Here is a 24,838-nt window from a genome sequence, read left to right as displayed (position 1 = left end):
TTTATGCGGTTATTGAGTGATCCAAAGATGATAAGGATATGTCATGTTCGATGAACTTTTCGGCCCCGAAGCCTCTCGGCGCGACGGCGCGGAAATTCTCGCGGCACTTCAGGCCGCAGCGCGGGAGCGCATCCTGGTCATCGACGGCGCCATGGGCACTCAGATCCAAGGCCTCGGCCTCGACGAGCAACAGTTCCGAGGCGAGCGTTTCGCCGGCTGCGCCTGCCATCAGCAGGGCAACAACGATCTTCTGATCCTCTCGCAGCCGCAGGCGATCGAGGAAATCCATTATCGTTATGCAAAGGCAGGGGCGGATATCCTCGAGACCAACACCTTCTCGTCGACCCGCATTGCCCAGGCCGACTACCAGATGGAGAATGCGGTCTACGACCTGAACCGTGACGGTGCGCGCCTGGCGCGCCGTGCAGCGCTGAGGGCCGAGAAGGAGGACGGGCGCCGCCGCTTCGTCGCCGGCGCCATCGGGCCGACCAATCGCACCGCCTCCATTTCCCCGGATGTCAACAACCCCGGTTACCGCGCGGTGACATTCGACGACCTGCGGCTTGCCTATGGCGAGCAGCTCGATGGCCTTATCGACGGCGGCGCCGACATCATCCTCATCGAGACGATCTTCGATACGCTGAACGCCAAGGCGGCGATCTTCGCCTGCGCCGAGCGTTTCGCCGAGAAGGGTGTCCATCTGCCGGTAATGATCTCCGGCACGATCACCGACCTTTCCGGCCGCACGCTCTCCGGCCAGACGCCGTCCGCCTTCTGGTATTCCGTGCGCCATGCCAAGCCGTTCACGATCGGCCTCAACTGCGCGCTCGGCGCCGATGCCATGCGCCCGCATCTGCAGGAGCTTTCGTCGGTTGCCGATACCTTCATATCGGCCTATCCGAATGCCGGCCTGCCGAACGAATTCGGCCGCTATGACGAGACGCCGGACGACATGGCGCGCCAGATCCGCGGCTTTGCCGAGGAGGGGCTGGTCAATGTCGTCGGCGGCTGCTGCGGTTCGACGCCCGAGCACATCCGCGCCATTGCCGAGGCGGTCGCGGCGCATGGTCCGCGCGAAGTGCCGGAGCACAAGCCGTTCATGGCGCTTGCCGGCCTCGAACCCTTCGTGTTCACCAAGGACGTGCCTTTCGTCAACGTCGGCGAGCGCACCAATGTCACCGGTTCGGCCAAGTTCCGCAAGCTAATCACCGCCGGCGACTTTACCGCAGCACTCGCGGTCGCCCGCGACCAGGTGGAGAACGGCGCCGCGGTCATCGACATCAACATGGACGAGGGCCTGATCGATTCCGAAAAGGCGATGGTCGAATTCGTCAACCTCATCGCCGCCGAGCCGGATATTGCGCGCGTGCCACTGATGCTCGACTCCTCCAAATTCGAGATCATGGAGGCCGGCCTGAAGTGCGTGCAGGGCAAGCCGGTCGTCAACTCGATCTCGATGAAGGAAGGCGAGGAGAAGTTCCTCGCCCAGGCGCGGCTCCTGCGCAATTATGGCGCGGCGGTCGTCGTCATGGCTTTTGACGAGCAGGGGCAGGCGGATACCTACGAGCGCAAGGTGTCGATTGCCGAACGGGCTTACAAGCTCCTGACCGAAGAGGCGGATTTCCCGCCGGAAGACATCATCTTCGACCCGAACATCTTTGCGGTCGCAACCGGTATCGAGGAGCACAACAATTATGGCGTTGCCTTTATCGAGGCGACCCGGACGATCCGCGAGAAGATGCCGCTGGTGCATGTCTCGGGCGGTGTCTCGAACCTCTCCTTCTCCTTCCGCGGTAACGAGCCGGTGCGCGAGGCAATGCATGCCGTGTTCCTCTACCACGCCATCCAGGCGGGTATGGACATGGGCATCGTCAATGCTGGCCAGCTCGCGATCTACGAGAACATCGATCCGGAACTGCGCGAGGCCTGTGAGGATGTCGTGCTCAACCGCCGCGACGATGCGACCGAACGGATGCTCGAAATCGCCGAGCGCTATCGCGGCGCCGGAACCAAGGAAGCAAAGGCTCAGGATATCGCCTGGCGTGAATGGCCGGTCGAGAAGCGGCTTTCGCATGCGCTCGTCAACGGCATTACCGAATATATCGAGGCGGATACGGAAGAGGCACGCCAGTCGGCCGAGCGGCCGCTGCATGTGATCGAGGGGCCGCTGATGGCCGGCATGAACGTGGTCGGCGACCTGTTCGGCTCGGGAAAGATGTTCCTGCCGCAGGTGGTGAAATCCGCTCGCGTCATGAAGCAGGCGGTGGCCGTGCTCCTGCCCTATATGGAAGAGGAGAAGCGCCTCAATGGCGGCGACCAGAAGAAGTCCGCCGGCAAGGTGCTGATGGCGACCGTCAAGGGCGACGTCCACGACATCGGTAAGAACATCGTCGGCGTCGTGCTTGCCTGCAACAATTACGAGATCATCGACCTCGGCGTCATGGTGCCGGCCACGAAGATTCTCGAGACGGCCATCAATGAGAAGGTCGATATCATCGGGCTTTCGGGCCTCATCACGCCGTCGCTCGACGAGATGGTGCATGTCGCCTCCGAAATGGAGCGGCAGGGTTTCGATATCCCGTTGCTGATCGGCGGAGCCACCACGAGCCGTGTCCATACGGCCGTGAAAATCCATCCGCGCTATGATCGCGGCCAGGCGGTCTATGTCAACGATGCGAGCCGCGCCGTCGGCGTCGTCTCCTCGTTGCTCTCGCCCGAAGCGAGGTCCGGCTATATCAGCACCGTGCAGGCGGAATATGCCAAGGTGGCCGCGGCCCATGCCCGTTCTGAGGCCGAGAAGACGCGCCTTTCGATCGCGCGCGCCCGCGACAATGCCGAAAAGCTCGACTGGTCGGACTACAGGCCGACGAAGCCGCAGTTTACCGGCACGAAGGTCTTCGAGACCTACGATCTGGCGGAATTGGCGAAATACATCGACTGGACGCCATTCTTCCAGACCTGGGAACTGAAAGGACGTTTCCCGGCGATCCTCGAGGATGAGAAGCAGGGCGAGGCAGCCCGTCAGCTCTATGCCGATGCTCAGGAGATGCTGGAAAAGATCATCGCCGAAAAGTGGTTCCGGCCGCGCGCAGTCATCGGTTTCTGGCCGGCCAATGCGGTTGGCGACGACATCCGCCTCTTCACGGACGAGGGCCGCAACCGGGAACTGGCGACATTCTTCACGCTGCGCCAACAGCTTTCGAAGCGGGACGGCCGGCCGAACGTGGCGCTTTCGGATTTCGTTGCGCCGGTTGCGACGGGCCTTCAGGATTACGTCGGCGGTTTCGTGGTGACGGCAGGCATCGAGGAAGTGGCGATCGCCGAGCGCTTCGAACGGGCGAACGACGATTATTCGTCGATCCTCGTCAAGGCGCTGGCAGACCGTTTTGCAGAAGCCTTTGCGGAATGCATGCACACGCGTGTCCGCAGGGAATTCTGGGGCTATGCGGCGGACGAGACACTTTCCTCCGACGATCTGATCGCGGAAGCCTATGCCGGTATCCGGCCGGCCCCCGGTTATCCGGCCCAGCCTGACCATACCGAAAAGGCGACGCTGTTCCGGCTGCTCGACGCGGAAAACGCGACCGGTGTCGAGCTCACGGAAAGCTACGCCATGTGGCCGGGCTCGTCCGTTTCCGGCCTCTATATCGGTCACCCCGCATCCTATTATTTCGGCGTCGCGAAGGTCGAGCGGGACCAGGTCGAGGACTACGCCAGGCGCAAGGGCATGGCGATCGAGGAGGTCGAGCGCTGGCTCGGCCCGGTTCTCAACTATGTACCGTCGTCCGGCCGGGATGCAGTCGACGACGCAGCATAGGTGGAGCCCGAAAGGGCGCGGGATGGTGCCCCTTCAGCCTGCTCGCAAAGATTCGAAAACCTTTGATCCATCATGCTCGGGCCTGTCCCGAGCATCTGCAAACCGCTGACGTCTGCAGATTCTCGGCACAAGGCCGAGGGTGACGTCGAGAGTTATCAGGTTTGCCGGATCACATCACTCGCGGACGATCAGGAAGTCGCTGGCGTTGAAGCACAGCGTCACGGTCTCGCCCGCCTGCGGCATGACGGCGTCCGGCGCATTGAACATGTCGAAGGAAATCTGGTCGCCGCCGACGTCGATCTTGGTGCGTATCACCGAGCCAAGGAAGTGCGAGGAGGTGACCTTGCCGGTCAGCGACGTATCGCCTTTGGCGTTGTCGGAAAGCGAGCCGGCTTCCGGGCGAAGTGCGATGGACAGTTTGTCGCCGCCTTTTAGCGCACCTATGGGTTCCCGCAACTTCACCACATTCTCGCCGACCTTGATCGTGTTGGCCGCAGGATCGACGACGACCGCGTCGATTATGTTGAGCGTGCCGACGAAGGAGGCAACGAAGCGGGTGGCAGGACGGTTGTAGATTTCCGATGGCGTGCCGATCTGGTCGGCCCGGCCGGCATTCATGACGACGATGCGGTCGGAAATCGACAACGCCTCTTCCTGGTCGTGGGTCACGAAGACCGTGGTGATGCCGAGCCGGCTCTGGATCTGGCGGATCTCCTCGCGCAGCGACACGCGGATCTTGGCGTCGAGCGCCGAAAGCGGTTCGTCGAGCAGCAGGACTTGCGGTTTCGGGGCAAGTGCTCTCGCCAGCGCCACGCGCTGCTGCTGACCGCCGGACAGCTGGTAGGGGTAGCGGTCGGCGAGATGTTCCAGATGGATGAGTTCCAGCATCTCCTTCACGCGCGTCTCGATCTCGCTCTTCGGCTTGCCGGCAACCTTGAGGCCGAAGGCGACATTGTCGAAGACGTTCATATTCGGGAAAAGCGCATAGGCCTGGAAGACCATGCCGATATTGCGTTGGTTGGTCTTGAGCCGGTTCTGGTTCTTGCCGTTGATAACAACCGTTCCGTCGCTCGGCGTCTCGAAGCCGGCGATCATCCGCAGCACGGTGGTCTTGCCGCAGCCGGAGGGGCCGAGAAAGGAGACGAACTCTCCCTTTTCGATCGCCATGCTGAAGTCCTTCACGACCTGAACCTGTCCGAAACTCTTCTTGATGTTTTCGAGTACCAAGAACGACATGCAGGAAATTCCTCAAGGACGCGAAGGCGCCAGTTTGCTGAAACGGGACACGAGCTGGATGAGCCCCATCGAAAGCCAGGTGACGGCAAACGCGATGATGGCGAGCGCGGACGGCTCGTAGGCCTTGTTGGCGCCGACGAGTTGCAGGTAGGGGCCGAAGGCAGGGCGGTTGAGAAGCGCTGCCATGGTGAATTCGCCCATGACGATCGCAAAGGTAATGAAGGCGCCGGACAGAACGCCCGACATGACGTTCGGAAAGATGCAGCGGAACATGATGGTCGGCCATTTGGCGCCCAGGATCTCGGCGGCCTCCGTCAGCGTTCTCACATCGATCGCCCGCATCGCCGTATCGACGGAACGATACATGTAGGGCAGTGAAAGCGTGATGTAGGAAAGCACGAGCAGCGCGTTCGTGCCCTGGGTCGAGCCGGTGAAGGGCAGCCAGGACGAGGAGTTGTAGAGGCGCAGGTAGCCGAAGACGATGACGATGGCCGGGATGACGAGCGGCATCAGGGTGATGAATTCGACGACCGGGCGCATCTGCGGCAGGCGCAGCCGCACCCAGTAGGCGGTCGGCACGACCAGCAGCATGCCGAAGATGATGGTGAAGAGCGCCATCAGCATGGAGAAGCCGAAGGTCTCGCGAAACTGCATATCCGAGAAGACGGATTGATAGGCGTCGAAGGAATATTCGCCGCGCCGCATGCGCAGCGAGAACTCGAAGGTGCCGATCAGCGGCACGAAGAAGTAGATCAGGCCGATGGCGATGGCGATCCAGGCCAGGATCTTGCTCGTCTTCATTTCTGCCACCGTTCAGCGCGGGTGCGCAGCCAGATGTAGAGGATGTTGGAGATGCCGGTGATGACGATCATGCCGAGTGCCAGCGCATAGCCGAGATTGGCGTTGTGCAGCACATCGCCGCGAATCTGGGCGTAGAGCAGGATCGGCACGATGTTGAGCGAGGAGCCGGTCAGCGCATAGGCCGTTGCGATTGCGCCGAAGGCATTGGCGAAGAGAAGCAGCGTCGTGCCCATCAGGCTTGGCCAGAGGATCGGAAGCGCCACCATGCGCCAATATTGCCAGGTCGAAGCGCCGAGAATTTCCGAGGCCTCGCGCCATTCCCTCTTCATGCCGTCGAGTGCCGGTGTCAGGATCAGCACCATCAGCGGAATCTGGAAGAACATGTAGGTGATGGTCAGGCCGAAGAAGGAGAGGATGTTGAAGCCGGTCGAGTAGAGGTTGAAGCCAAGCCAGTCGCGCAGCAGAACGGTGATGAGACCCGTGCGGCCGAGCGTGGCGAGGAAGGCGAAGGCAAGCGGTACGCCGGCGAAGTTGGACGCGACGCCGGAAAACGTCAGCAGCCCCGAGCGGACCCAGGAGGGTACGCCGCCGAGCACGATCGCCCAGGCGAGAAAGAAACCGATCACCGCGCCGCCGATGGATGATGCGACCGAGACCCTGATGCTGATCCAGTAGGCGCTCATGATCGACGGCGTGAAGAGGTCGACGATGTTCTTGAAGGTGAACTCACCGTCCGGCGTGAAAAAGGCGCCCGTCACCAGATAGAGCGTCGGGATGATCAGGAACATCAGCGCGAAGATCATGAACGGCGCGATGCCGAGCCAATCGACGACAATGCGGCGGTCGATGAAGGACGTGGTGGCGGTGCTCATGCGTTCCGGTTTCGCCCGAGAAAGAAGAAGGTCTCCCCGCAAGTCGCGGGGAGACTGATTGCGTCACGTTACTGCACGTTGGCGCCGACAGTCGCATCCCACTTCGTGGTGATCGCGGTCTTGCCGGCTTCCTGCTCGGCAAGCGTCGGGAAAACGGCCTTTTCATAGGCTGCGGCCGGCGGCAGGGCGTCGAGGAGTTCCTTCGGGATCTTGTTGTTCTTGGCAAGATCATTGAAGCGGATCGGGTGGCAATAGCCCTTCAGCCAGCCGAGCTGACCTTCGTCCGAATAGAGGAATTCCATCCAGAGCTTGGCGGCGTTCGGATGCGGGGCGAAGGCGGAGATCGCCTGGACGTAGACGCCGGCGACGACGCCGGAAGCCGGAACGACGACTTCGACGGGCGGGTTGCCCTTGAGGCTGTCGCGCCAGGAGAGGCCGTTATAGTCCCAGGCGATGACGATCGGAGTAGACCCCTGGGCAAGCGAGGCGGATTTGCCGATGACCGGGACGAAATTGCCGGCCTTGTTGACCTCGGAGAAGAACGAAAGACCGGCGGCGCCCGCCTTGGCTGCATCCTTTTCACCGGCAGCCAGGCCAGCGGCATAGACGGCCTGGACAGCCTGGTTCGACGCGCGCGGATCGCCGGCGAGAGCGACGGAGTTCGCGAGCTCCGGCTTCTTCAGGTCGGCCCAGTCCTTTGGCGCGTCCTTCACGATGTCGGTGTTCACGACGAAGGAGAGAACGCCGTAATAGTCGCCATACCAGTAGCCTTCGGCATCCTTGGCGCTATCCGGAATAGTATCCCAGGTGGAGACCTTGTACGGCATCAGCAGGCCCTCTGCCTTGGCGGAAGGGCCGAAGGAGAGACCGACGTCAATCACGTCCGGAGCCTGAGGCCCCTTGTTGCCCTTGTTGGCCTTGATGGCTTCGATCTCGTCGCCCGAGCCGGCATCCGGGTTCAGTTCGTTCACTTCGATGCCGTACTTGGCCTTGAAGGCTGCGATCACGTCGCCATAGCCGCACCAGTTATGGGGCAGGGCGATCGTGGTCAACGTGCCCTCCTTCTTGGCGGCAGCAATCAGCTCGGCGCTCGGCTCGGCGGCGGCGAGGCTCGCCGAAGCGATGACGATGGCAGTCGTCATCGAAAGAAGACGTTGGGTCCTGTTGAGCACGGTATCCTCCTAGGGTTCAGGTCGCGTCGGGCGCGACTCGTAGAGCCAGTTTATGTATCGTATATGACAGCCCGGAGCGTGAGCATTTGCTCATAAAACCCGGATTTGCCGGCATATTCCATTTGCCTCCGATGTCAGTCGGAGCGGGTCTGACGGTTGGGGCGGCGGAAAAGTCTTGACCGCTCGAACAGGCCTTCCAGAGAGTTCATGCGTTCGCGTGTCTCCTCCCATGTGGCGCTCTGTACCGCCTCGATCAGCGCCTCCACAACGAAGAGAGTGATAACGGAAGAATCCCAGGCGGACGGCGCTTCGATCCGTATTTTGAAGACGTGTTGCGCGTATTTCGCAACGGGGGACGACCAGACATCCGTGAACAAGATGATGACGACGCCGTTTGCCTTCGCGGCCTCCGCTAGCGTCGCCATCTCCTGCTCGTAGCGGCGGATATCGAAAATCACCAGCACATCACCGGCGCTCATATTGAGCACGTGCTGCGGCCAGGAGCTGGAATTGTTGGAAATCAGCGTCGTCTTCGGACGGATGACCTGCATATGGGTGAAGAAATATTCTGCCAGAGCGCCGGTGATACGGCCGCCGACGAAATAGATGCTGCGATCGCGGTCACGCAAAAGTGCAGCCGCGTGCTCGAAGGTCGTCGTGTCCAGATCAGACAAAGTATCACGCAAGTTGGCAGTGATAGCATCGGCAAAACGGTTGAGGATATGTGTGCCGGGCGCGTTGGAGGCCCAGCGGTCGTGTTTCGCTATCGGGTTGGAGATCGTCGCTTCGAGCTCCTGGTGCAAATGCGACTGGAACTCCGGGTATCCCTTGTAGCCGAGCTTCTGCACCATGCGCGCGACCGTCGGCGTCGAAACGCCTGCATTGTCCGCGATCGTCGTGATGCTGCCAAGCCCCGACACGGGATAGTTCTCCAATAGGATGTCCGACAACTGTTTTTCCGCGCGCGTCAGGCTGTCGTAGCGAACACGAATGACATCCGATACGGTGCGTGCTGTTGGTGGCACGAAAGCTGTTCCCTCCGGTCTGCGCCGGTTTCCTGACGGAATTAACAATCGTTTCCGAGGAGAAGTCAACGGTGCTTTTGAAGAGAAATTTTCAGAATCTCATTGACGGCGACAGGAAAGTGAAGAATTCTCTTCTTATTCCCATTTTGATCAGATTGTGCGGGACGCATTGATGCTGGTGCAGTCGGAAGTTCTCGGCGAAATGGATGGCGAGCCCGTTGCCGTGGAAAATCCCAACGGCAGGGGAGAGGTGGTGCTGATCTGCGAGCACGCCTCGCAGCGCCTGCCGCAACGCTATGGCAATCTGGGGCTTTCCGACGAGGCCCTGTCGTCTCATATCGCCTGGGATCCGGGTGCGCTTGCGGTCGCGCGACGCATGTCAAAAAGCCTCGATGGGACCCTCGTCTATCAGCGTTTTTCCCGCCTTATCTATGACTGCAACAGACCGCCGGAGTCACCCGCGGCGATGCCGAGCGTCTCCGAAGTCTTCCGGATCCCCGGCAATGAAAACCTGACGGAGGACGAGCGCTCGCGCCGCACTGCCGCGCTTTATATGCCCTTCCACGGCCGTATCCGCGAGGAGATCGCAGCGCGACGGGAAAGAGGACAGCCGACGGTGCTCGTCACCATCCACAGTTTCACCCCGGTCTATTTCGGCAGGGAGCGGTCGGTCGAGATCGGCATCCTGCACGATACCGATAGCCGGCTTGCCGACCGGATGCTGAAAGCGGCGTCAGACACGCATCTCTACCGTGTCGAGCGCAACGAACCTTACGGCCCTGCGGACGGCGTCACCCATACTCTGGAAGTCCAGGCCTTGCCGGCCGGGCTTCTGAACGTGATGATCGAGATCAGGAACGACCTGATAGCAGACGAAATCGGCCAGGGGGTCACGGCCGATTTTCTGACTGGATTGCTGCGGGAAAGCCTCGCAGACATCCAGGAATAAGACCCCGGGGGAGCAGCGAAAGCTGCGGGCGCGCCGACACCGACAAAAGCGGGCGGCGCCATGGCATGTCGACTGGGGTGGGGCTGGCCATGGCGGCCAGCCGCCCGTTTCTTTGATCAGGAGAGAAGGGCATGGAAAGTTCATCTGCAGGTGTCAGCTACAAGAAGGCCGACGCATCCTATTTCGAAAAACGCGGGCTTTCCCGTTATGCAGGGGTCTGGTCGCTTTGGGCGCTCGGCGTCGGAGCCGTCATTTCCGGTCACTTTTCCGGCTGGAATTTTGGCTTTTCGACCGGCGGCTGGGGCGGCATGCTGGTCGCCGGCATCATCATCGCCATCATGTATGTCGGCCTCACCTTCTCTATTGCAGAGATGAGCCCGGCCCTGCCGCATACGGGGGCGGCCTATTCCTTCGCTCGGACGGCCATGGGCCCTTGGGGCGGATTTGTCACCGGACTTTGTGAAAACGTCGAATACGTTCTCACGCCGGCAGTCATCGTTACCTTTATCACCGCTTACGTGAACCAGATCTTCGGTTTCGATCCCGCCTATTCGCCGCTTATATGGATAGTCTTCTACGCGATCTTCCTGGCGCTGAACGTCTTCGGCCTGGAACTGTCCTTCAAGGTGACCTTGGTCATCACGGTCCTGTCGCTGGCGGTTTTGGTGTTCTTCTGGATCAGCGCAATCCCGAGCATGGATTTCTCCCGCTGGGCCCTGAACATCGGTGTCGGCCCGGATGGCGCCGCGGTCGAACTGCCCGAGGGTAACGGTTCCTGGTTCCCCTTCGGCTTTTCCGGCGTGCTTGCGACACTTCCTTTTGCCGTCTGGCTCTTCCTCGCGATCGAGCAGCTTCCGCTGGCGGCGGAAGAATCCGTTGATCCGAAGCGCGACATGCCGAGAGGTATCATTCTCGGAATGATAACGCTGATGGTCTCGGCCTTCATGATCGTCCTGCTCAATCCGTCGGTACCGGGTGTTGGTTCCTTCCATCTTGGGTCGTCGCTTGAGCCGCTGCTCGACGGGTTCAAGGCGGTCTACGGCGATAGCGGCGTGGTGGTCCTTGGTCTCGTGGCGCTGACGGGCCTTATCGCCAGTTTCCATACGATCCTGTATGCGCAGGGGCGTCAGGTTTATTCTCTGTCTCGTGCCGGCTATTTCCCAACCGCGTTGTCCGTGACCCATCCGATCTACAAGACGCCGTACGTTGCGATGGTCGCCGGCTCGGTTATCGGTCTTGCGGTCATGCTGGTGATCTGGTTCTCGCTCGGCGCGGAGCAGGGCGGCAGCATCATCGGCAGCGTATTGCTCAACATGGCGGTCTTCGGCGCGATGTTCTCCTACATCATGCAGGCGATTTCCTTCATCATCCTGCGCAGGAAATTGCCCAATATCGAGCGACCCTATCGTTCGCCGCTTGGCATTCCGGGGGCCACCTTGACGATCATCATCGCCGTCGTCACGCTGCTCTACCAAATCCAGGATCCGAACTTCACCAAGGGCGTGCTCTGGGTCGTGGTCTGGTTTGCCATCGCGATCGCCTACTTCGCGGCCGTCGGCAGGCATCGCCTGATCCTCTCGCCGGAAGAGGAATTCGCGATGGAGCACAAGGAGGCGGCTTCGCTCGCCTGATTGCATTGAATAGGCGCGGCCGCCGGGTCGCGCCTCCCATTTTTCAAGCAGTGGATGAAACGCATGGCCGCAAGTTACTCCTTCGACGATCTGAAGCTCGACGTCGCCGCGGGGCGCATCGATACCGTCATCGCCGCCCAGGTGGATATGCAGGGGCGGCTGATGGGCAAGCGGTTTCAGGCAGAATATTTCATCGAGGGTGCCTGGAAGGAAACCCATAGCTGCAACTATCTGCTGGCGACCGACATCGAGATGGAAACCGTTCCCGGTTACAAGGCGTCGAGCTGGGAGCAGGGCTACGGCGACTATACGATGAAGCCGGACCTTTCGACGCTGCGGAGACTTCCGTGGCTTGAGGGGACCGCCCTGGTCATCTGCGATGTGCTCGACCATCACACTCATGAGGAAGTGCCGCACTCACCTCGTGCGATCCTGAAGAAGCAGGTGAAGCGCCTGGAGGCGATGGGCATGACCGCCTTCATGGCGACCGAGCTCGAATTCTTCCTGTTCGACCAACCCTATGACAGCGCCCGCGAAGGCGGCTATCGCAACCTCAAGCTCGCCAGCGCCTACAACGAGGACTACCACATCTTCCAGACGACCAAGGAAGAGGAGGTGATGCGGGCGATCCGCACCGGCCTGCAGGGTGCCGGCATTCCGGTCGAGAATTCCAAGGGAGAGGCGTCCGCCGGCCAGGAGGAGATCAATGTTCGTTATGCCGATGCGCTGACCATGGCCGATCGGCATGTGATCATCAAGAACGCCTGCAAGGAGATCGCGTGGTCGAAGGGGAAAGCCATCACTTTCCTCGCCAAGTGGAACTACGGTGCCGCCGGCAGTTCATCCCATATCCACCAGTCGCTCTGGAACTCGGACGGCACCACGCCACTCTTTTTCGACAAGGATGGCAAACATGGCATGTCGGATACCATGAAGCACTACGTGGCCGGGCTGCTCGCGCACGCCAGCGAGATCACCTATTTCCTGGCACCCTATATCAATTCCTACAAGCGCTTCATGGCAGGCACGTTCGCGCCGACCAAGGCCGTCTGGTCCAAGGACAACCGCACGGCCGGCTACCGCCTCTGTGGCGAGGAAACCAAGGCAATCCGCGTGGAATGCCGCGTCGGCGGCTCCGACCTCAATCCCTATCTCGCGATGGCTGCATTGATCGCAGCGGGCATTGACGGGATTGAAAGGAAGATGGAATTGAAACCCGCCTTTGTCGGCGACGCCTATCACGGCACGGACGTGCGGGAAATCCCGAAAACGTTGCGCGATGCGACCGAGCTGATGTCCTCGTCCGAACTCCTTCGAACCGCGTTTGGTCATGACGTCATCGACCACTATGTCCGGGCCGCTCGCTGGGAGCAGGAGGAATACGACCGCCGGGTTACGGACTGGGAAGTGGCCCGCGGCTTCGAGAGAGCGTAAATCTCTCCACCACGAAATCAGAAACAGGAATGCTGATCATGACCATGATCCAATGTATCTCGCCGGTCGACGGTTCGGTCTATGCCGAACGTCCGGCGATGTCGCTCGAAGACGCGGTGGAGGCGGTGGGCCAGGCCCACAGGGCGCAGAAGGCGTGGGCGAAACGACCGCTTGAGGAACGCGTACAACTCGTGTTGAAGGGTGTCGCGCGGCTCAACGAGATGGCCGATGAAGTGGTGCCGGAACTGGCCTGGATGATGGGACGACCGGTCCGCTACGGCGGTGAGTTCAAGGGCTTCAACGAGCGTTCCAACTATGTCGCGTCCATTGCGGCGGACGCGCTGGCGCCAATGGTGGTCGAGGACAGCGCCAGCTTCGAGCGCCGCATCGAGCGTGAACCGCATGGTGTCGTCTTCGTGATCGCGCCCTGGAACTATCCCTATATGACGGCGATCAACACGGTTGCGCCGGCGCTCATGGCTGGCAATACGGTGGTCCTGAAACACGCGGCCCAGACATTGCTGGTCGGCGAGCGCATGGTGCGTGCCTTCGTGGAGGCGGGTGTACCGGAAGACGTCTTCCAGAACCTTTTCCTCGATCATGAGACGACGGCGAAGCTCATTTCCCAAGGGCTTTTCAATTTTATCAATTTTACCGGCTCCGTCGAAGGCGGCCGTTCGATCGAGCGGTCGGCGGCTGGAACCTTCACGGGGATCGGCCTCGAACTCGGCGGCAAGGACCCGGGTTATGTGATGGAGGATGCCGATCTCGATGCGGCCGTCGATACGCTGATGGACGGCGCCACCTACAATTCCGGCCAGTGCTGCTGCGGCATCGAGCGCATCTACGTGCACGAATCGCTTTACGATCGGTTCGTCGAAAAGTCGGTTGCCTGGGTGTCTAACTACAAGCTCGGCAACCCGCTCGACAAGGAAACGACGCTCGGGCCGATGGCCAACAAGCGGTTTGCCAAGGTGGTGCGCGAGCAGATCGCCGATGCGGTTTCGAAGGGGGCCAAGGCCCTGGTCGATCCGAAGCTTTTTCCGGCCGATGACGGCGGCGCCTATCTCGCGCCGCAGGTGCTTGTCGATGTCGACCATTCCATGCCCTTTATGCGCGAAGAGACCTTTGGTCCTGCCGTCGGGATCATGAAGGTGAAGACTGACGACGAAGCAATCGCCCTGATGAACGACAGTCGGTATGGCCTGACCGCTTCGCTGTGGACGGAAGATGCGGACCGCGCCGGCAGGATCGGTCGCGAACTCGAAACCGGCACCGTGTTCATGAACCGCTGCGACTATCTCGATCCGGCACTCGTCTGGACCGGTGTCAAGGAGACGGGTCGGGGCGGCTCGCTTTCCCTGCTCGGCTTCCACAACCTGACCCGCCCGAAATCCTATCACCTGAAAAAGGCCACGAAATGAATATCGTCGCGAACTGGAGCTATCCGACCGCCATCAAGCTGGGGCGCGGGCGGATCAAGGAATTGGCGGACGCCTGCAAGGCACTGGGCTTGAAGAAACCGCTGCTTGTCACCGATCGGGGACTGGCGTCAATGGCGATCACCGCCCATGCGCTCGACGTGCTCGACGAAGCCGGCCTCGGTCGTACGGTTTTCTCTGAGGTCGATCCCAACCCGAACGAGAAGAACCTCGAAGCAGGCATCAAGGCATACAAGGATGGCGGTCATGACGGTGTTGTCGCGTTTGGCGGCGGTTCGGGCCTCGACCTCGGTAAACTGATCGCCTTCATGGCCGGTCAGACGCGGCCGGTCTGGGATTTCGAGGACATCGGCGACTGGTGGACACGCGCCGACGCGTCGAAGATCGCGCCGATCGTTGCCGTCCCGACCACGGCGGGCACGGGGTCCGAAGTCGGGCGGGCAGGGGTGCTCACCAACTCTGCGACGCATGTGAAGAAAATCATCTTCCATCCGAGGATGTTGCCGGGCGTGGTGATATGCGATCCGGAGCTGACGGTTGGCATGCCCGGGGTGATCACCGCGGGTACCGGCATGGATGCTTTCGCCCATTGCCTGGAAGCCTATTGCTCGCCCTTTTATCATCCCATGTCGGCTGGCATCGCGCTTGAAGGCATGCGGCTTGTGAAGGAGTTCCTGCCGCGCGCCTACAAGGATGGCTCGGATATCGAAGCCCGCACCAACATGATGTCCGCGGCTGCCATGGGAGCCGTCGCCTTCCAGAAAGGGCTTGGCGCAATCCACTCGCTCTCGCATCCAATCGGTGCGATCTACAACACCCATCACGGCATGACGAACGCTGTCGTCATGCCGCCGGTGTTGCGCTTCAATCGGACGGCGATCGAGGAGAAGATAGCTCGCGCCGCCGCCTATCTCGGCATTTCCGGCGGCTTTGACGGCTTCTACGACTATGTCCTCTCCCTGCGTTCGGATCTCGGCGTGCCGGAAAATCTCACGGCCATGGGTATTGCGCCCGATCGGGTCGATGAACTCACGGCGATGGCGATCGAAGATCCGAGCTGCGGCGGCAATCCGGTGCCGATGACACTCGAGAATACCAAAGCTCTTTTCCTCGAGTGCTTTTGATCCGGCTGTCCACGGATGGTCGTTAACTGAACCCCGGAGGCGCAAAACCTCCGAGTTTTCCACATTTTAGGGCCGAAAGCTAAATTTCCTGAGTGATATTAATGACTGCTAAATTTACAATTCATTAACCATGTTTCGCAAGGATGATCCCCAAGACACCATGTTTACCGGTGTCCTCGTGAGCGATGGGGCTCAAGACTTCTTCGAGGACCGAAAATGCCTGTAATTTCCTTTGCCAATGCCAAGGGCGGTGCCGGAAAGACGACTGCGGCGTTGCTGCTTGCCACCGAACTTGCCCACCAGGGGTTTCGCGTCACGGTTATCGATGGCGATCCGCAACGCTGGATCAGCCAGTGGTTCGAGACTTCCGGCCACGTTCGCAACATCGAGGTCATATCCGAGGTCACCATCGCCTCTCTGCAATGTCATCTGCGCGAGATGGGACCACGGACCGACTATTTCATCATCGACCTTGCCGGCGCCCGTGACGCGCTGGTCACCACCACGATCGGCCTTTCGGATCACGTGATGATCCCGGTCCAGGGCTCGGCCATGGATGCCAGGGGTGCGGCACAGATTCTCGATCTCCTGTCCTTCCTGAAGGAGAAGGCCAATCTCGACATCGCCCATTCGGTCGTGCTCACCCGCGTGACCTCCATGGTCACCACCAAGGCGCTGCTCATGATCAAGGGCTTGCTGGCGGCCCGCGGCGTTCACGTTCTCGACACGCCCATCGGTGAGCGCATCGCCTTCAAGGAGCTTTTCGAGATCGGCGGCACGCTCCACACGCTCGACCCTGCGAAGGTCAGCAATGTCGATAAAGCCAAGGAAAATGCCCGGGCGTTCGCGGAGGAAGTCATGCGCCTGATGCCGGCGAAGGTAATCCGGACCGGTGCGCCGCGTATCTTCGGCTTCAGGCGCAGCGCTGCCTGACGCGGATCAATGCCCAGGTCCTGTTCAGCCCGGGGCTTGCTTGTGGCGCGGTCGGTTCGAAAGAGCCGGCCGCGCTGCATTTTGAACATGATTCCCGATGCCAGGCGGGCAAGAAACTCAGATGGTGCTGAAGGGCTTTGCAGCGACTAAAGGAGAATAACCGAGACCTATTCCACGAATTCCACGATTGCTCCGGTTTTCACCATCTTGGCAAGCTCGGTTGCATCCCAGTTGGTCAGGCGCACGCAGCCGTGGCTGTTGGTCTTGCCGATCTTGGAGGGTTCCGGCGTGCCATGAATGCCGTAGGTGGGCTTGGAGAGTGCAATCCAGACCTTGCCGACCGGGCCGTTCGGGCCAGGCGGAATCTGCAGGATCTGGTCATTGTTGCCCTGCTTGAAGTTGATCTTGGGATTGTAGGTGTAGCCTGGATCCAACGCGACACGCTGGACCGTGTGCGTGCCGGTCGGGGAGGGTGTATCGGTCGAGCCGATCGTGGCCGGATAGGCCGCAATGAGCTGATTGTCGGCGCCGTAGGCGAAGACCTGTTTCCTGCCTTTGTCGGCGACGATGCGGGTTACCTGGCCGGCCTTCGGCTGACCCGGATTGACGACCTTGATGATTGTGCCCGGAATTGTGAAGTCCACGCCCGGATTCAATGCCTTCAGATAGTTTTCGTCCATGTGGAATTGTTCGGCGAGCTTCTCGGTCACCGAGGTATAGGACATGGCGGGCAATTGGGCCTTGTGGGCATAGTCTTCCGGGATCGCCGCAACATAGGGACCAGCCGCATCGGCGGCGGTAATCGTATAGTCGATGATAGGCAGGCCGCCCGAATAGGTCAGGCGCTGCATGATGTCCTCTGAATTGTTCGGATCGAGCGTCTCGCCGGTCATTTCCTGCCAGGCGGCGATCGCCTTGTTGACATTCTCTCCGAGATGACCGTCGATGACGCCGGGTGAAATGCCTTCCCGATCCAGGAAAACCTGAAGAGCAGCAATCTCTGCCTGCGGCTTTTTAGTCACTGCAATGATCGGCTTTTGCGGATGCAGACTTTCTATGGCCTGCTGGTCCGGCTCGATCGACGCTTCCTGGGGATAGCTGTCGTCTGCGCCAGGCATCTGCTGCTCGTCCAGAGGCATGCGAGTGACCGAACCTGAGCCCGGTATTGCGCCGGTAACGCTGCCCGGTTCACCTGGTCGGTAGTCGCGGTAATCCTGATAACCATAACCGTCCTGATAGCCGCCGAGATCGCGGAAGCGACGATAGCCGCCGGGAGCTGGCGGATATTCTTCGGCGCGGGCGGGCCGATATGTCTCCTGACGTATCTCGGTCGCCAGAACATTGCCGTAGCGGTCGATGAACACGCGACGGCCCATGCCATCGCGGCTGATGACGACGTCGCCGCGATCGGGCACGTAGTCGAGGATCGCACCATCAGGGGCGACCAGGATCGTATCGGCCGGATACCGATCGTACCGGCTTTGTGCCTCGGCCGAAGGGATCCCCTGGATCGCGGTCAAAACGACGAGGCTGGCGCTTGCGAAAAATAACCGCTTCACGATGTCACCGAGTTCCTGTTTGCTCTCTACACGTAATCGGGAAATCGGCCGTTCGTTCCCGCTCCATACCCTATCGCCACAGACAAGGTAATTTTGACGGTAGTGTGAAAAAAGTGAATTCGTGATGAACGTGGCGTTAAATTCTCGTCGCGATCGGTTAGAGACTTTTGCGAATCCGTGAAGGGAATGATTATGAAGGCGTTTTTTGCGGCCAAAGGCCCGAAGCTTTTCCTCGACGAAACCTCCATGCTCGATATCGGCGGCTGTTTCATCGGCGAAACCGACCTTTCGCCCGGTCGAGCGATTCCCGATGACGGCGATCCACGAATCGATCACTCGCTCGAAGGTTTTCTCTTCACCTGCGGACCGGATCACATTCGTCACCCGGAGCCGATCGAAGGAACGGGTAACGGCAAAAAGTATCCGCTGCATGGCTCCTTCTCGTCGCACCCGGCCGAAATCCTTTTCTGGGATGCCCAGGGGGAGGATGCCGAATGTCATGCGCGGGTTGTCGTGAAGATGGCGACGGGCGAACCAGCCCTCCTGGAGCGCCATTGGCGGATCGACGGGCAGACGGGCGAGGTAAGCCTCTCGGACAGGGTGACCAATACAGGCCCGAAACCGTTCTACCCCGTACATATGTACCACATGAATATCGGTGCCTGGCTATTTGACGAGCATGTGCGGCTCACCGGAAAGATGTTGGAGGGAGGCGGCTTTCCCTGGACGTTTGGCAATGATCCCGGTGGCGTCTTCTGTGTGCCGGCACTACAGCAAGGCGAGCAATGGGCGGAAATCGCACTCGGTCCGATTGCTGCAATCGACGGATTGACGCTGAAGGTGAAATTCAGGACTGACACACTGCCGCATCTGCAGATCTGGCGGAACCAGAAATCGCCCGCGCATGTTCTTGGAATTGAGCCGGTTTCGCATCGGCTGGCGAGCCGCTACGAACTCGCGGAAAAGGGGGAGCTGGCGCTGCTGAAGCCGGGTGAGAGCATTGACTACGGATTGCGGTTCAGCTTCGGCTGACAGGTGTTTCATCTGCGATTGACGCCCCCGCGACACCGTCGTAATGCTGGCGCCGCCATAAAACGGAGATTGCGCCATGGATATCCGACAGATCAACGACGAGTATTCCGTCACGGGTCAGATCACCGTCGAGGACCTCGACCGGATCAAGGCGATGGGATTCAAGTCGGTCGTCTGCAATCGCCCCGACGACGAGGAGCCCGGCCAGCCGAAGTTCGCCGACATTGCCGCACGCGCCAAGGAGCTCGGCCTCGACATCCGCCACATCCCTGTCGGCCGCATGGGTGTCGATGCGGAAGGCGTGAAGGCCATGGTCGACGCGCTCGATGAATTCCCGCGCCCGATGCTCGGCTTCTGCCGTTCCGGTTCCCGGTCGACGGCGATCTACGAGAAGAGCCAGCATATCCGCGGCTGAGATTTTCGCGCCTCGTGCCCGACGCACGAGGCTTCCTCCCGCAGCTCAAAATCCAGGAGCATTTCCATGAGCATCAAGCGCATCGAGCCCGGCGCCCGCATGAGCGGCGTCGTCATCCACGGCAACACAGCCTATCTGGCCGGCCAGGTGGGTGAGGGCGAAAGCGTCACCGATCAGTGCAAGTCGGCGCTCGCTGAAGTGGACCGCCTGCTGGCAGCTGCCGGCTCCGACAAGTCGAAGATCCTGCAGACGATTATCTATCTCTCTGATATCGCCTATTTCGGCGAGATGAATGCTGTATGGGAAGCCTGGATTGATCCGGCAAACCCGCCGGCCCGCGCCACCAGCGAAGCCAAGCTCGCTGCGCCGAAATACAAGGTCGAGTTCATCGTTACGGCTGCGATCTAACGACCCTGACCCTCTCTCCGGCTTGCGGGGAGAGGGGATTTCCCTATGTGATCTCCGAGGTCGTGGAAAACGGTGCGGCATGTTTCCTCCGCCCCGCTTGCGGGGAGAAGGTGTCGGCAGGCGGATGAGGGCAAACCCCCTTATGCCTTTTCCCTTATCTGGGTCAGTGTCCGTGCAGGCGTGATGGCTTCCGGATCGAGCTTCACCTCGATGATCGCCGGCTTGCCGCTGGCGCGGGCGCGCAGATAGGCCGGGCCGAAATCCTCCGTCCTTTCGACCAGTTCGCCATATCCACCGAACGCTCTCGCGTAAGCCACGAAATCCGGATTGACGAGGTCGGTGGCGCTGACGCGCCCCGGATATTCCCGCTCCTGGTGCATGCGGATCGTGCCATAGATGCCGTTGTTGACGAGCACCGTGATGATCGGCAAGCCGTAACGCACGGCGGTTATGAATTCCTGGCCGTGCATCATGAAGCAGCCGTCACCGGCAAAGCATACGACTTCGCGCTGGGGAAACAGCTGTTTTGCCGCGACGGCAGCCGGCAGGCCATAGCCCATCGAACCGGACGTCGGGGCGGACTGCGTGTTATATTTGCGGAAGCGGTGGAACCGGTGCAGCCAGGTCGCATAGTTGCCGGCGCCATTGGTGAAGATCGCGTCATCCGGCACGTTCTCTTCGATCCATTGCATGATCGGTCCCATCCTCACCGGTCCCGGTCCTGCTTCCGGCGGCGTCGACCATTTGAGATAGGATGCGTGCATGGACGCCGTGCGATCCGCCCATGCGGGCGAGGCGGGGGCTTCAAGCTCTTTCAGGGCGGCGACAAATTCCGCGGGTGCGGCGCAGATCGCCAGATCCGGGCGGTAGATGCGGCCGAGTTCTTCCGGATCGGGAAAGATGTGGACCAGCTTCTGCTTCGGATAGGGAATGTCGATCAGCGTGTAGCTGGAGGAGGGCATTTCCGACATGCGGCTGCCGAGCAGGACAAGAAGATCGGCATCCTTGATTTCCTTGGCGAGTGCCGGGTTGATGCCGATGCCGGCATCACCTGCGTAGCAGGGATGAAGATGGTCGAAAAGCATCTGGCGCCGGAACGAACAGGAGACCGGCACCTTGAAGCGGGTGGCGAAGTCGGTGAAATCGGCATGCGCCTCTTCGCTCCAGCGCGTGCCGCCGAGGATGAACATCGGCCGCTTCGCCTCTTTCAACGCCGTTTCAAATGCCGCGATCTGGCTTTTGCCCGGATGGCTTTCGACCGGCATGTAGGCGCGGGCCTCCGCTGCTTCGACCTCCTCGACCAGCATGTCTTCCGGCAGGGTCAGCACGACCGGGCCGGGGCGGCCGGAGGTTGCGACCGCGAAGGCGCGGGTGACGAATTCCGGAATGCGGCGGGCATCGTCGATCTCACCCACCCATTTGGCAAATTCCGTGAAGGCGCGCCGGTATTCGACCTCCTGGAAGGCCTCACGCTCGCGCATGTCGCGGGCGACCTGGCCGATAAAGAGGATCATCGGGATCGAATCCTGCCGGGCGATATGCAGGCCGGCCGATGCGTTGGTGGCGCCTGGCCCGCGGGTCACCATGCAGATGCCCGGCTCGCCCGTCAGCCGGCCCCAGCTGTCGGCCATCATCGCCGCGCCGCCTTCCTGGCGGCAGACGATGACGTCGATGCCGCTTTCGTAAAGCGCGTCGAGCACGGCGAGATAGCTTTCGCCGGGAACGCAGGAGATGCGCTTTACTCCGTTCGCCTTGAGGGCTTCGACGATGAGCTGGCCCCCGGTTTTCGTGGCGGTCTTCATTTCTGTTCCCCCCTCCTTTCCATGTCTTCCAGTTCGGCCAGCACGTCTGCGGTATGTTCGCCGAGCGCCGGGCTCGGCCGATGGTAGGCAAGTGGTGTCTCGGACAGCACGATCGGGTTGCGCACGCCGGCAATCACGGTACCGTCCGGCGCTTCGAGATCGATCCGGAGCCCGCGCGCCTTCACCTGCGGGTCGTCGAACATTTCCGCGATCGAGTTGATCGGGCCGGCCGGTACGGCATTCTCGCCGCAGGCGGCAAGCAGATGTGCCTTCTTCCACTTAGTCGTCTCGGCAACGACCAGCCGCCGTACCTCGCCGCGATTGGCGACACGGGCCTTGTTGGTCGCAAAACGCTCGTCCTCGGCAACCTGTTCGATCCCCAGGAGGCGGCAGAAGCGGCGGAACTGGCCGTCATTGCCGACCGCAAGGATCAGGTGGCCGTCTTCCGTCGGCACGACTTCGTAAGGCGAGATGTTCGGATGCGCATTGCCAAGCCGTACCGGTGCCTTGCCGGAGATGAGGTAGTTCATGTTCTGGTTGGCGAGCACGCCCGCCTGGACGTCGAGCAGCGCCATGTCGATATGCTGACCTTCGCCCGTTTTGAGGGCATGAATCAGCGCTGCCTGAATTGCCGTTACGGCATAGACGCCGGTGAAGATGTCGGCTATGGCGACGCCCGCCTTCATCGGTTCGCCGTCCGGCTCTCCGGTAATCGACATGAAGCCGGACATGCCCTGGACGATATAGTCGTAACCGGCGAGACTGGCATAGGGGCCGTTCTGGCCAAAGCCGGTGATCGAGCAGTAGATCAGTTTCGGGTTTATCTTCCTGAGGCTCTCGTAGTCGAGGCCGTATTTCATCAACCCGCCGAGCTTGAAATTCTCGATCAGCACGTCCGCCGTGGCAACAAGTCGGCGAACGATTTCCCGGCCTTCCTCCGTTTTGAAATCGACGGTGATGGACCGCTTGCCGCGGTTGGTCGAGTGATAATACGCTGCCGAAAGATTTTCGCCGTTCTTCCCTTCGACGAAAGGCGGACCCCAGGCGCGTGTATCGTCGCCGCCGTCCGGATTTTCCACCTTGATCACGTCGGCGCCCATATCGGCCAGCACCTGTCCGGCCCAGGGCCCGGCGAGAATGCGGGCAAGTTCGATAACGCGGATGCCTGAAAGTGGCGGTTTCTTGTTTGTCTGGTTCATATCATGGGGTCACGGTTGACTTGGCGGCGCCGGTGATCGGCTTCACGGAAGCCACGCGCCTTTCCCGCCAGATGATGTAAAGGCCGGAGCCGATGATGATCGATATGCCGAGCCATTTCATCGGATCGGGGAAATCGCCGAAGACCAGCCAACCGAGCAACGTCGCCGAGACGATCTCGAAATACTGAAGAGGGGCGATGACGGAGGCAGGGGCCGCCCGATAGGCATAGACGGCGAGAATGCCGGAAAGGGCGGCGAAAGCACCAACACCGGCGAGCCAGGTGAAGGTCAACCAGTCCGGCAGGGACGGCGCGAGGAACGCGATGCCGGTCCGGTCGCCAACGAAAAGCAGCAGGCCGGAGATCGGAATGCCCCAGAGTGCCATCTGGAACTGCATCGACCATGGATTTTCGCGATGCGCCAGTGCCCGGGTCAGGAGCGCAAAGATCGCCACGCCGAGGGCGGTGACGATCGGCAGCAGGGCGACGAAGCCGATTTCCTGAAAGCTCGGACGGATAACGATCAATGCCCCGAGAAAACCGATCCCGCAGGCTGTGTAGCGACGCCAGCCGATGGTTTCCTTGAGAAAGATGCTGGAGAGCACCGTCAGGATGATCGGCTCGACAAAGAAAATGGCGACCGCGTCCGCAACCTCCATCACCGCAAGCGTCGCGACGAAGCAGATCATGGAGAGCGTAATCACCGTTGCGCGGATCGCATGGTAGATGCTGAGCTGCCATGAAAAGGTGCGCCACGAGCCGTTCCACAAAACGAATGGCAGCATGCAGAGCGCCTGGAAAAGGAAGCGGGCAGCAGTGATGAAAGTCGGCGAAGCCGAGTCGGTGGCAAGCTTGGAGAATATGTCGATGAAGGGCGCCACCAGCATGGCAAGGATCATCAGTCCGAGACCATGGACGATTCGGGTCTCGGGTGTCGAGGCAGCAAGGCTTGCAGACGACGAACTCATGAACCTCCTATAGCCGCGCATGACAGCGGAAGCACTTGAATAAATGTCATGAACTCATTCCATTTTAGATGACGAGCCGGTTTTGACGACAGGTGCTGCAGGCGGCAGCGCGGCTTTCGCCCAGGATGCGAATTCAGCAATGGCGCGGGTGCGGACCGTGTCGTTCAGCGTTTCATGTCGCGTGCCCGGCCAGATCTTCGTGGTCACGTTCAAAAGACCATTCTTCTTGAGATGTTCTGAGAGCCAGAGAATTTCGCGGCCGCCGTTGGTGGCCGGATCCTCCGCGCCGCCGACCAGATGGATGGGCAGATCCTTTTGCAGGCGGCCGATCAGCGCCGGCGCGCGGAACGTCATCTCGAAAAGGTCGAGCCAGAGCGAAACGCTGGCGCCGAAACCGCAAAGCGGGTCTGCGATATAGGCATCGACGATATCCCGGTCGTGGCTCAGCCAGTCGAATTCGGTGCGGTGGCCGGGGATGGATCTGCCCCAGGCTCCGAAAGTGAGTTTCGGCAGAAGGCCGCTCGGCACGTCGGAGCCCTTCAGGGCTTTTTCGGTGAGGAGGATTGCCTGCGCCGCGCGGCCGGCCATGCCTGGGTGGAAGTTCGAATTCCAGACGGCGACAGCACCAAAACTTCCGGGAAAGTCGATGGCGGCGTTGAATGCGATCAACCCTCCCATGGAGTGACCGAAGAGCAGGACCGGCAAGCCGGGATGGGCATCTGCCGCCATGTCGCGTATGGCCTTCACGTCTTCCAGAACCAGCCGTGCGCCTTTGCTCCCCGCAAAACGACCGATTGGAGCATCGGACGCCGTCGTCTCGCCATGGCCGCGGTGATCGAAGGCATAGACGTGGAAGCCGTGCGAAGCCATGATCTCGGCAAACGGTCGGTAGCGTTTGGAATGTTCAGCCAGGCCGTGGGAGATCAGCAAGATGCCGCTGACCGGTCCTGCAGCCGGCTGATAGTGATAGGCAAGACTTGCCCCCGTCGGGCTCGAAAGCCGCCTCGTTTCGTCGAACAT

Annotated in this window: 20 protein-coding genes; 10 read left to right on the top strand and 10 right to left on the bottom strand. The window is 60.8% G+C overall.

Going from position 1 to position 24,838, the window contains the following annotated elements; genetic code table 11:
• Nucleotides 1-43: 43 nt before the first annotated feature.
• Nucleotides 44-3,817: a methionine synthase gene (gene metH / locus JL39_RS06530; protein ID WP_037147617.1), complete on the top strand. Its 3,774-nt coding sequence runs from the start codon at nt 44-46 to the stop codon at nt 3,815-3,817.
• A 174-nt stretch (nt 3,818-3,991) separates the two neighbouring features.
• Here the strand turns inward: metH and JL39_RS06525 are convergent, their stop codons facing one another.
• The 5 genes from JL39_RS06525 to JL39_RS06505 form a co-directional block, all read right to left on the bottom strand.
• Nucleotides 3,992-5,053: an ABC transporter ATP-binding protein gene (locus JL39_RS06525; protein WP_037147615.1), complete on the bottom strand. Its 1,062-nt coding sequence runs from the start codon at nt 5,051-5,053 to the stop codon at nt 3,992-3,994.
• Between the two features lie 12 nt (nt 5,054-5,065).
• The gene (locus tag JL39_RS06520; RefSeq protein ID WP_037147612.1) at nt 5,066-5,854 is read right to left on the bottom strand and encodes an ABC transporter permease; all 789 of its coding nucleotides are present in this window, start codon (nt 5,852-5,854) and stop codon (nt 5,066-5,068) included.
• Nucleotides 5,851-6,726, bottom strand: a complete 876-nt coding sequence (locus JL39_RS06515) for an ABC transporter permease subunit (protein WP_037147610.1) — start codon at nt 6,724-6,726, stop codon at nt 5,851-5,853. Before JL39_RS06515 ends, JL39_RS06520 begins: the two co-directional genes overlap by 4 nt.
• Nucleotides 6,727-6,794: 68 nt before the next feature.
• Nucleotides 6,795-7,898: an ABC transporter substrate-binding protein gene (locus tag JL39_RS06510; RefSeq protein ID WP_037147608.1), complete on the bottom strand. Its 1,104-nt coding sequence runs from the start codon at nt 7,896-7,898 to the stop codon at nt 6,795-6,797.
• A gap of 134 nt (nt 7,899-8,032) precedes the next feature.
• Nucleotides 8,033-8,923 carry a MurR/RpiR family transcriptional regulator gene (locus JL39_RS06505; RefSeq protein WP_037147606.1) on the bottom strand — a complete coding sequence of 297 codons (891 nt, stop codon included), beginning with the start codon at nt 8,921-8,923 and terminating at the stop codon, nt 8,033-8,035.
• Nucleotides 8,924-9,092: 169 nt separating this feature from the next.
• Between JL39_RS06505 and JL39_RS06500 the strand changes: the two genes are divergently transcribed.
• The 6 genes from JL39_RS06500 to JL39_RS06475 all read left to right on the top strand — a co-directional run bounded on the left by JL39_RS06500 (nt 9,093) and on the right by JL39_RS06475 (nt 16,436).
• Nucleotides 9,093-9,872, top strand: coding sequence for an N-formylglutamate amidohydrolase (locus JL39_RS06500; RefSeq protein ID WP_037148543.1), 780 nt, complete (start codon nt 9,093-9,095; stop codon nt 9,870-9,872).
• A 131-nt stretch (nt 9,873-10,003) separates the two neighbouring features.
• Entirely contained in the window at nt 10,004-11,503 is a 1,500-nt protein-coding gene (locus tag JL39_RS06495; protein WP_037147603.1) for an amino acid permease, read from the top strand.
• 63 nt (nt 11,504-11,566) lie between these two features.
• A complete protein-coding gene (locus JL39_RS06490) occupies nt 11,567-12,937 on the top strand; it encodes a glutamine synthetase family protein (RefSeq protein WP_037147601.1) in 1,371 nt (456 codons plus the stop codon).
• 38 nt (nt 12,938-12,975) lie between these two features.
• Entirely contained in the window at nt 12,976-14,361 is a 1,386-nt protein-coding gene (locus tag JL39_RS06485; RefSeq protein WP_037148540.1) for an aldehyde dehydrogenase family protein, read from the top strand.
• Entirely contained in the window at nt 14,358-15,503 is a 1,146-nt protein-coding gene (locus JL39_RS06480) for an iron-containing alcohol dehydrogenase (protein ID WP_037147598.1), read from the top strand. The genes JL39_RS06485 and JL39_RS06480 overlap by 4 nt, the downstream gene beginning before the upstream one ends.
• Before the next feature lie 216 nt (nt 15,504-15,719).
• The gene (locus JL39_RS06475) at nt 15,720-16,436 is read left to right on the top strand and encodes a ParA family protein (protein WP_037147596.1); all 717 of its coding nucleotides are present in this window, start codon (nt 15,720-15,722) and stop codon (nt 16,434-16,436) included.
• A 167-nt stretch (nt 16,437-16,603) separates the two neighbouring features.
• Here the strand turns inward: JL39_RS06475 and JL39_RS06470 are convergent, their stop codons facing one another.
• The gene (locus JL39_RS06470) at nt 16,604-17,947 is read right to left on the bottom strand and encodes a L,D-transpeptidase (protein ID WP_244446852.1); all 1,344 of its coding nucleotides are present in this window, start codon (nt 17,945-17,947) and stop codon (nt 16,604-16,606) included.
• A 240-nt stretch (nt 17,948-18,187) separates the two neighbouring features.
• Between JL39_RS06470 and JL39_RS06465 the strand changes: the two genes are divergently transcribed.
• The 3 genes from JL39_RS06465 to JL39_RS06455 all read left to right on the top strand — a co-directional run bounded on the left by JL39_RS06465 (nt 18,188) and on the right by JL39_RS06455 (nt 19,850).
• Nucleotides 18,188-19,027, top strand: a complete 840-nt coding sequence (locus JL39_RS06465; RefSeq protein WP_037147591.1) for a DUF4432 family protein — start codon at nt 18,188-18,190, stop codon at nt 19,025-19,027.
• Nucleotides 19,028-19,103: 76 nt separating this feature from the next.
• Nucleotides 19,104-19,442 (top strand): TIGR01244 family sulfur transferase, encoded by a 339-nt coding sequence (locus tag JL39_RS06460; protein WP_037147589.1) that lies wholly within the window; start codon nt 19,104-19,106, stop codon nt 19,440-19,442.
• 66 nt (nt 19,443-19,508) lie between these two features.
• Entirely contained in the window at nt 19,509-19,850 is a 342-nt protein-coding gene (locus JL39_RS06455) for a RidA family protein (RefSeq protein WP_037147585.1), read from the top strand.
• A 140-nt stretch (nt 19,851-19,990) separates the two neighbouring features.
• On the opposite strand, the gene JL39_RS06450 is transcribed toward JL39_RS06455, so the two are convergent.
• Genes JL39_RS06450 through JL39_RS06435 form a run of 4 tightly spaced genes read right to left on the bottom strand, consistent with a single transcriptional unit; the run spans nt 19,991 to nt 24,838 of the window.
• Nucleotides 19,991-21,652 (bottom strand): thiamine pyrophosphate-binding protein, encoded by a 1,662-nt coding sequence (locus tag JL39_RS06450; protein WP_037147581.1) that lies wholly within the window; start codon nt 21,650-21,652, stop codon nt 19,991-19,993.
• Complete coding sequence (locus JL39_RS06445; protein WP_037147577.1) at nt 21,649-22,851, bottom strand: CaiB/BaiF CoA-transferase family protein; 1,203 nt, start codon at nt 22,849-22,851, stop codon at nt 21,649-21,651. The genes JL39_RS06450 and JL39_RS06445 overlap by 4 nt, the downstream gene beginning before the upstream one ends.
• Nucleotide 22,852: 1 nt before the next feature.
• Nucleotides 22,853-23,818 carry a DMT family transporter gene (locus JL39_RS06440; protein WP_037147573.1) on the bottom strand — a complete coding sequence of 322 codons (966 nt, stop codon included), beginning with the start codon at nt 23,816-23,818 and terminating at the stop codon, nt 22,853-22,855.
• Nucleotides 23,819-23,872: 54 nt separating this feature from the next.
• A complete protein-coding gene (locus JL39_RS06435; protein ID WP_037147570.1) occupies nt 23,873-24,838 on the bottom strand; it encodes an alpha/beta hydrolase in 966 nt (321 codons plus the stop codon).

Origin of the sequence: Rhizobium sp. YS-1r (genome assembly GCF_000757525.1) — a bacterium.
Taxonomy (GTDB): Bacteria; Pseudomonadota; Alphaproteobacteria; order Rhizobiales; family Rhizobiaceae; genus Neorhizobium; species Neorhizobium petrolearium.
Note: the sequence above shows the minus strand (reverse complement) of the source record. Positions and strands in the feature narration are given on the sequence as shown.

Coding starts and splice junctions, on each gene's coding strand:
- metH (WP_037147617.1), top strand. CDS start 44: ATGTTCGATGAACTTTTCGGCCCCGAAGCCTCTCGGCGCGACGGCGCG.
- JL39_RS06525 (WP_037147615.1), bottom strand. CDS start 5,053: ATGTCGTTCTTGGTACTCGAAAACATCAAGAAGAGTTTCGGACAGGTT.
- JL39_RS06520 (WP_037147612.1), bottom strand. CDS start 5,854: ATGAAGACGAGCAAGATCCTGGCCTGGATCGCCATCGCCATCGGCCTG.
- JL39_RS06515 (WP_037147610.1), bottom strand. CDS start 6,726: ATGAGCACCGCCACCACGTCCTTCATCGACCGCCGCATTGTCGTCGAT.
- JL39_RS06495 (WP_037147603.1), top strand. CDS start 10,004: ATGGAAAGTTCATCTGCAGGTGTCAGCTACAAGAAGGCCGACGCATCC.
- JL39_RS06490 (WP_037147601.1), top strand. CDS start 11,567: ATGGCCGCAAGTTACTCCTTCGACGATCTGAAGCTCGACGTCGCCGCG.
- JL39_RS06485 (WP_037148540.1), top strand. CDS start 12,976: ATGACCATGATCCAATGTATCTCGCCGGTCGACGGTTCGGTCTATGCC.
- JL39_RS06480 (WP_037147598.1), top strand. CDS start 14,358: ATGAATATCGTCGCGAACTGGAGCTATCCGACCGCCATCAAGCTGGGG.
- JL39_RS06475 (WP_037147596.1), top strand. CDS start 15,720: ATGCCTGTAATTTCCTTTGCCAATGCCAAGGGCGGTGCCGGAAAGACG.
- JL39_RS06465 (WP_037147591.1), top strand. CDS start 18,188: ATGAAGGCGTTTTTTGCGGCCAAAGGCCCGAAGCTTTTCCTCGACGAA.
- JL39_RS06460 (WP_037147589.1), top strand. CDS start 19,104: ATGGATATCCGACAGATCAACGACGAGTATTCCGTCACGGGTCAGATC.
- JL39_RS06455 (WP_037147585.1), top strand. CDS start 19,509: ATGAGCATCAAGCGCATCGAGCCCGGCGCCCGCATGAGCGGCGTCGTC.
- JL39_RS06450 (WP_037147581.1), bottom strand. CDS start 21,652: ATGAAGACCGCCACGAAAACCGGGGGCCAGCTCATCGTCGAAGCCCTC.
- JL39_RS06445 (WP_037147577.1), bottom strand. CDS start 22,851: ATGAACCAGACAAACAAGAAACCGCCACTTTCAGGCATCCGCGTTATC.
- JL39_RS06440 (WP_037147573.1), bottom strand. CDS start 23,818: ATGAGTTCGTCGTCTGCAAGCCTTGCTGCCTCGACACCCGAGACCCGA.
- JL39_RS06435 (WP_037147570.1), bottom strand. CDS start 24,838: ATGTTCGACGAAACGAGGCGGCTTTCGAGCCCGACGGGGGCAAGTCTT.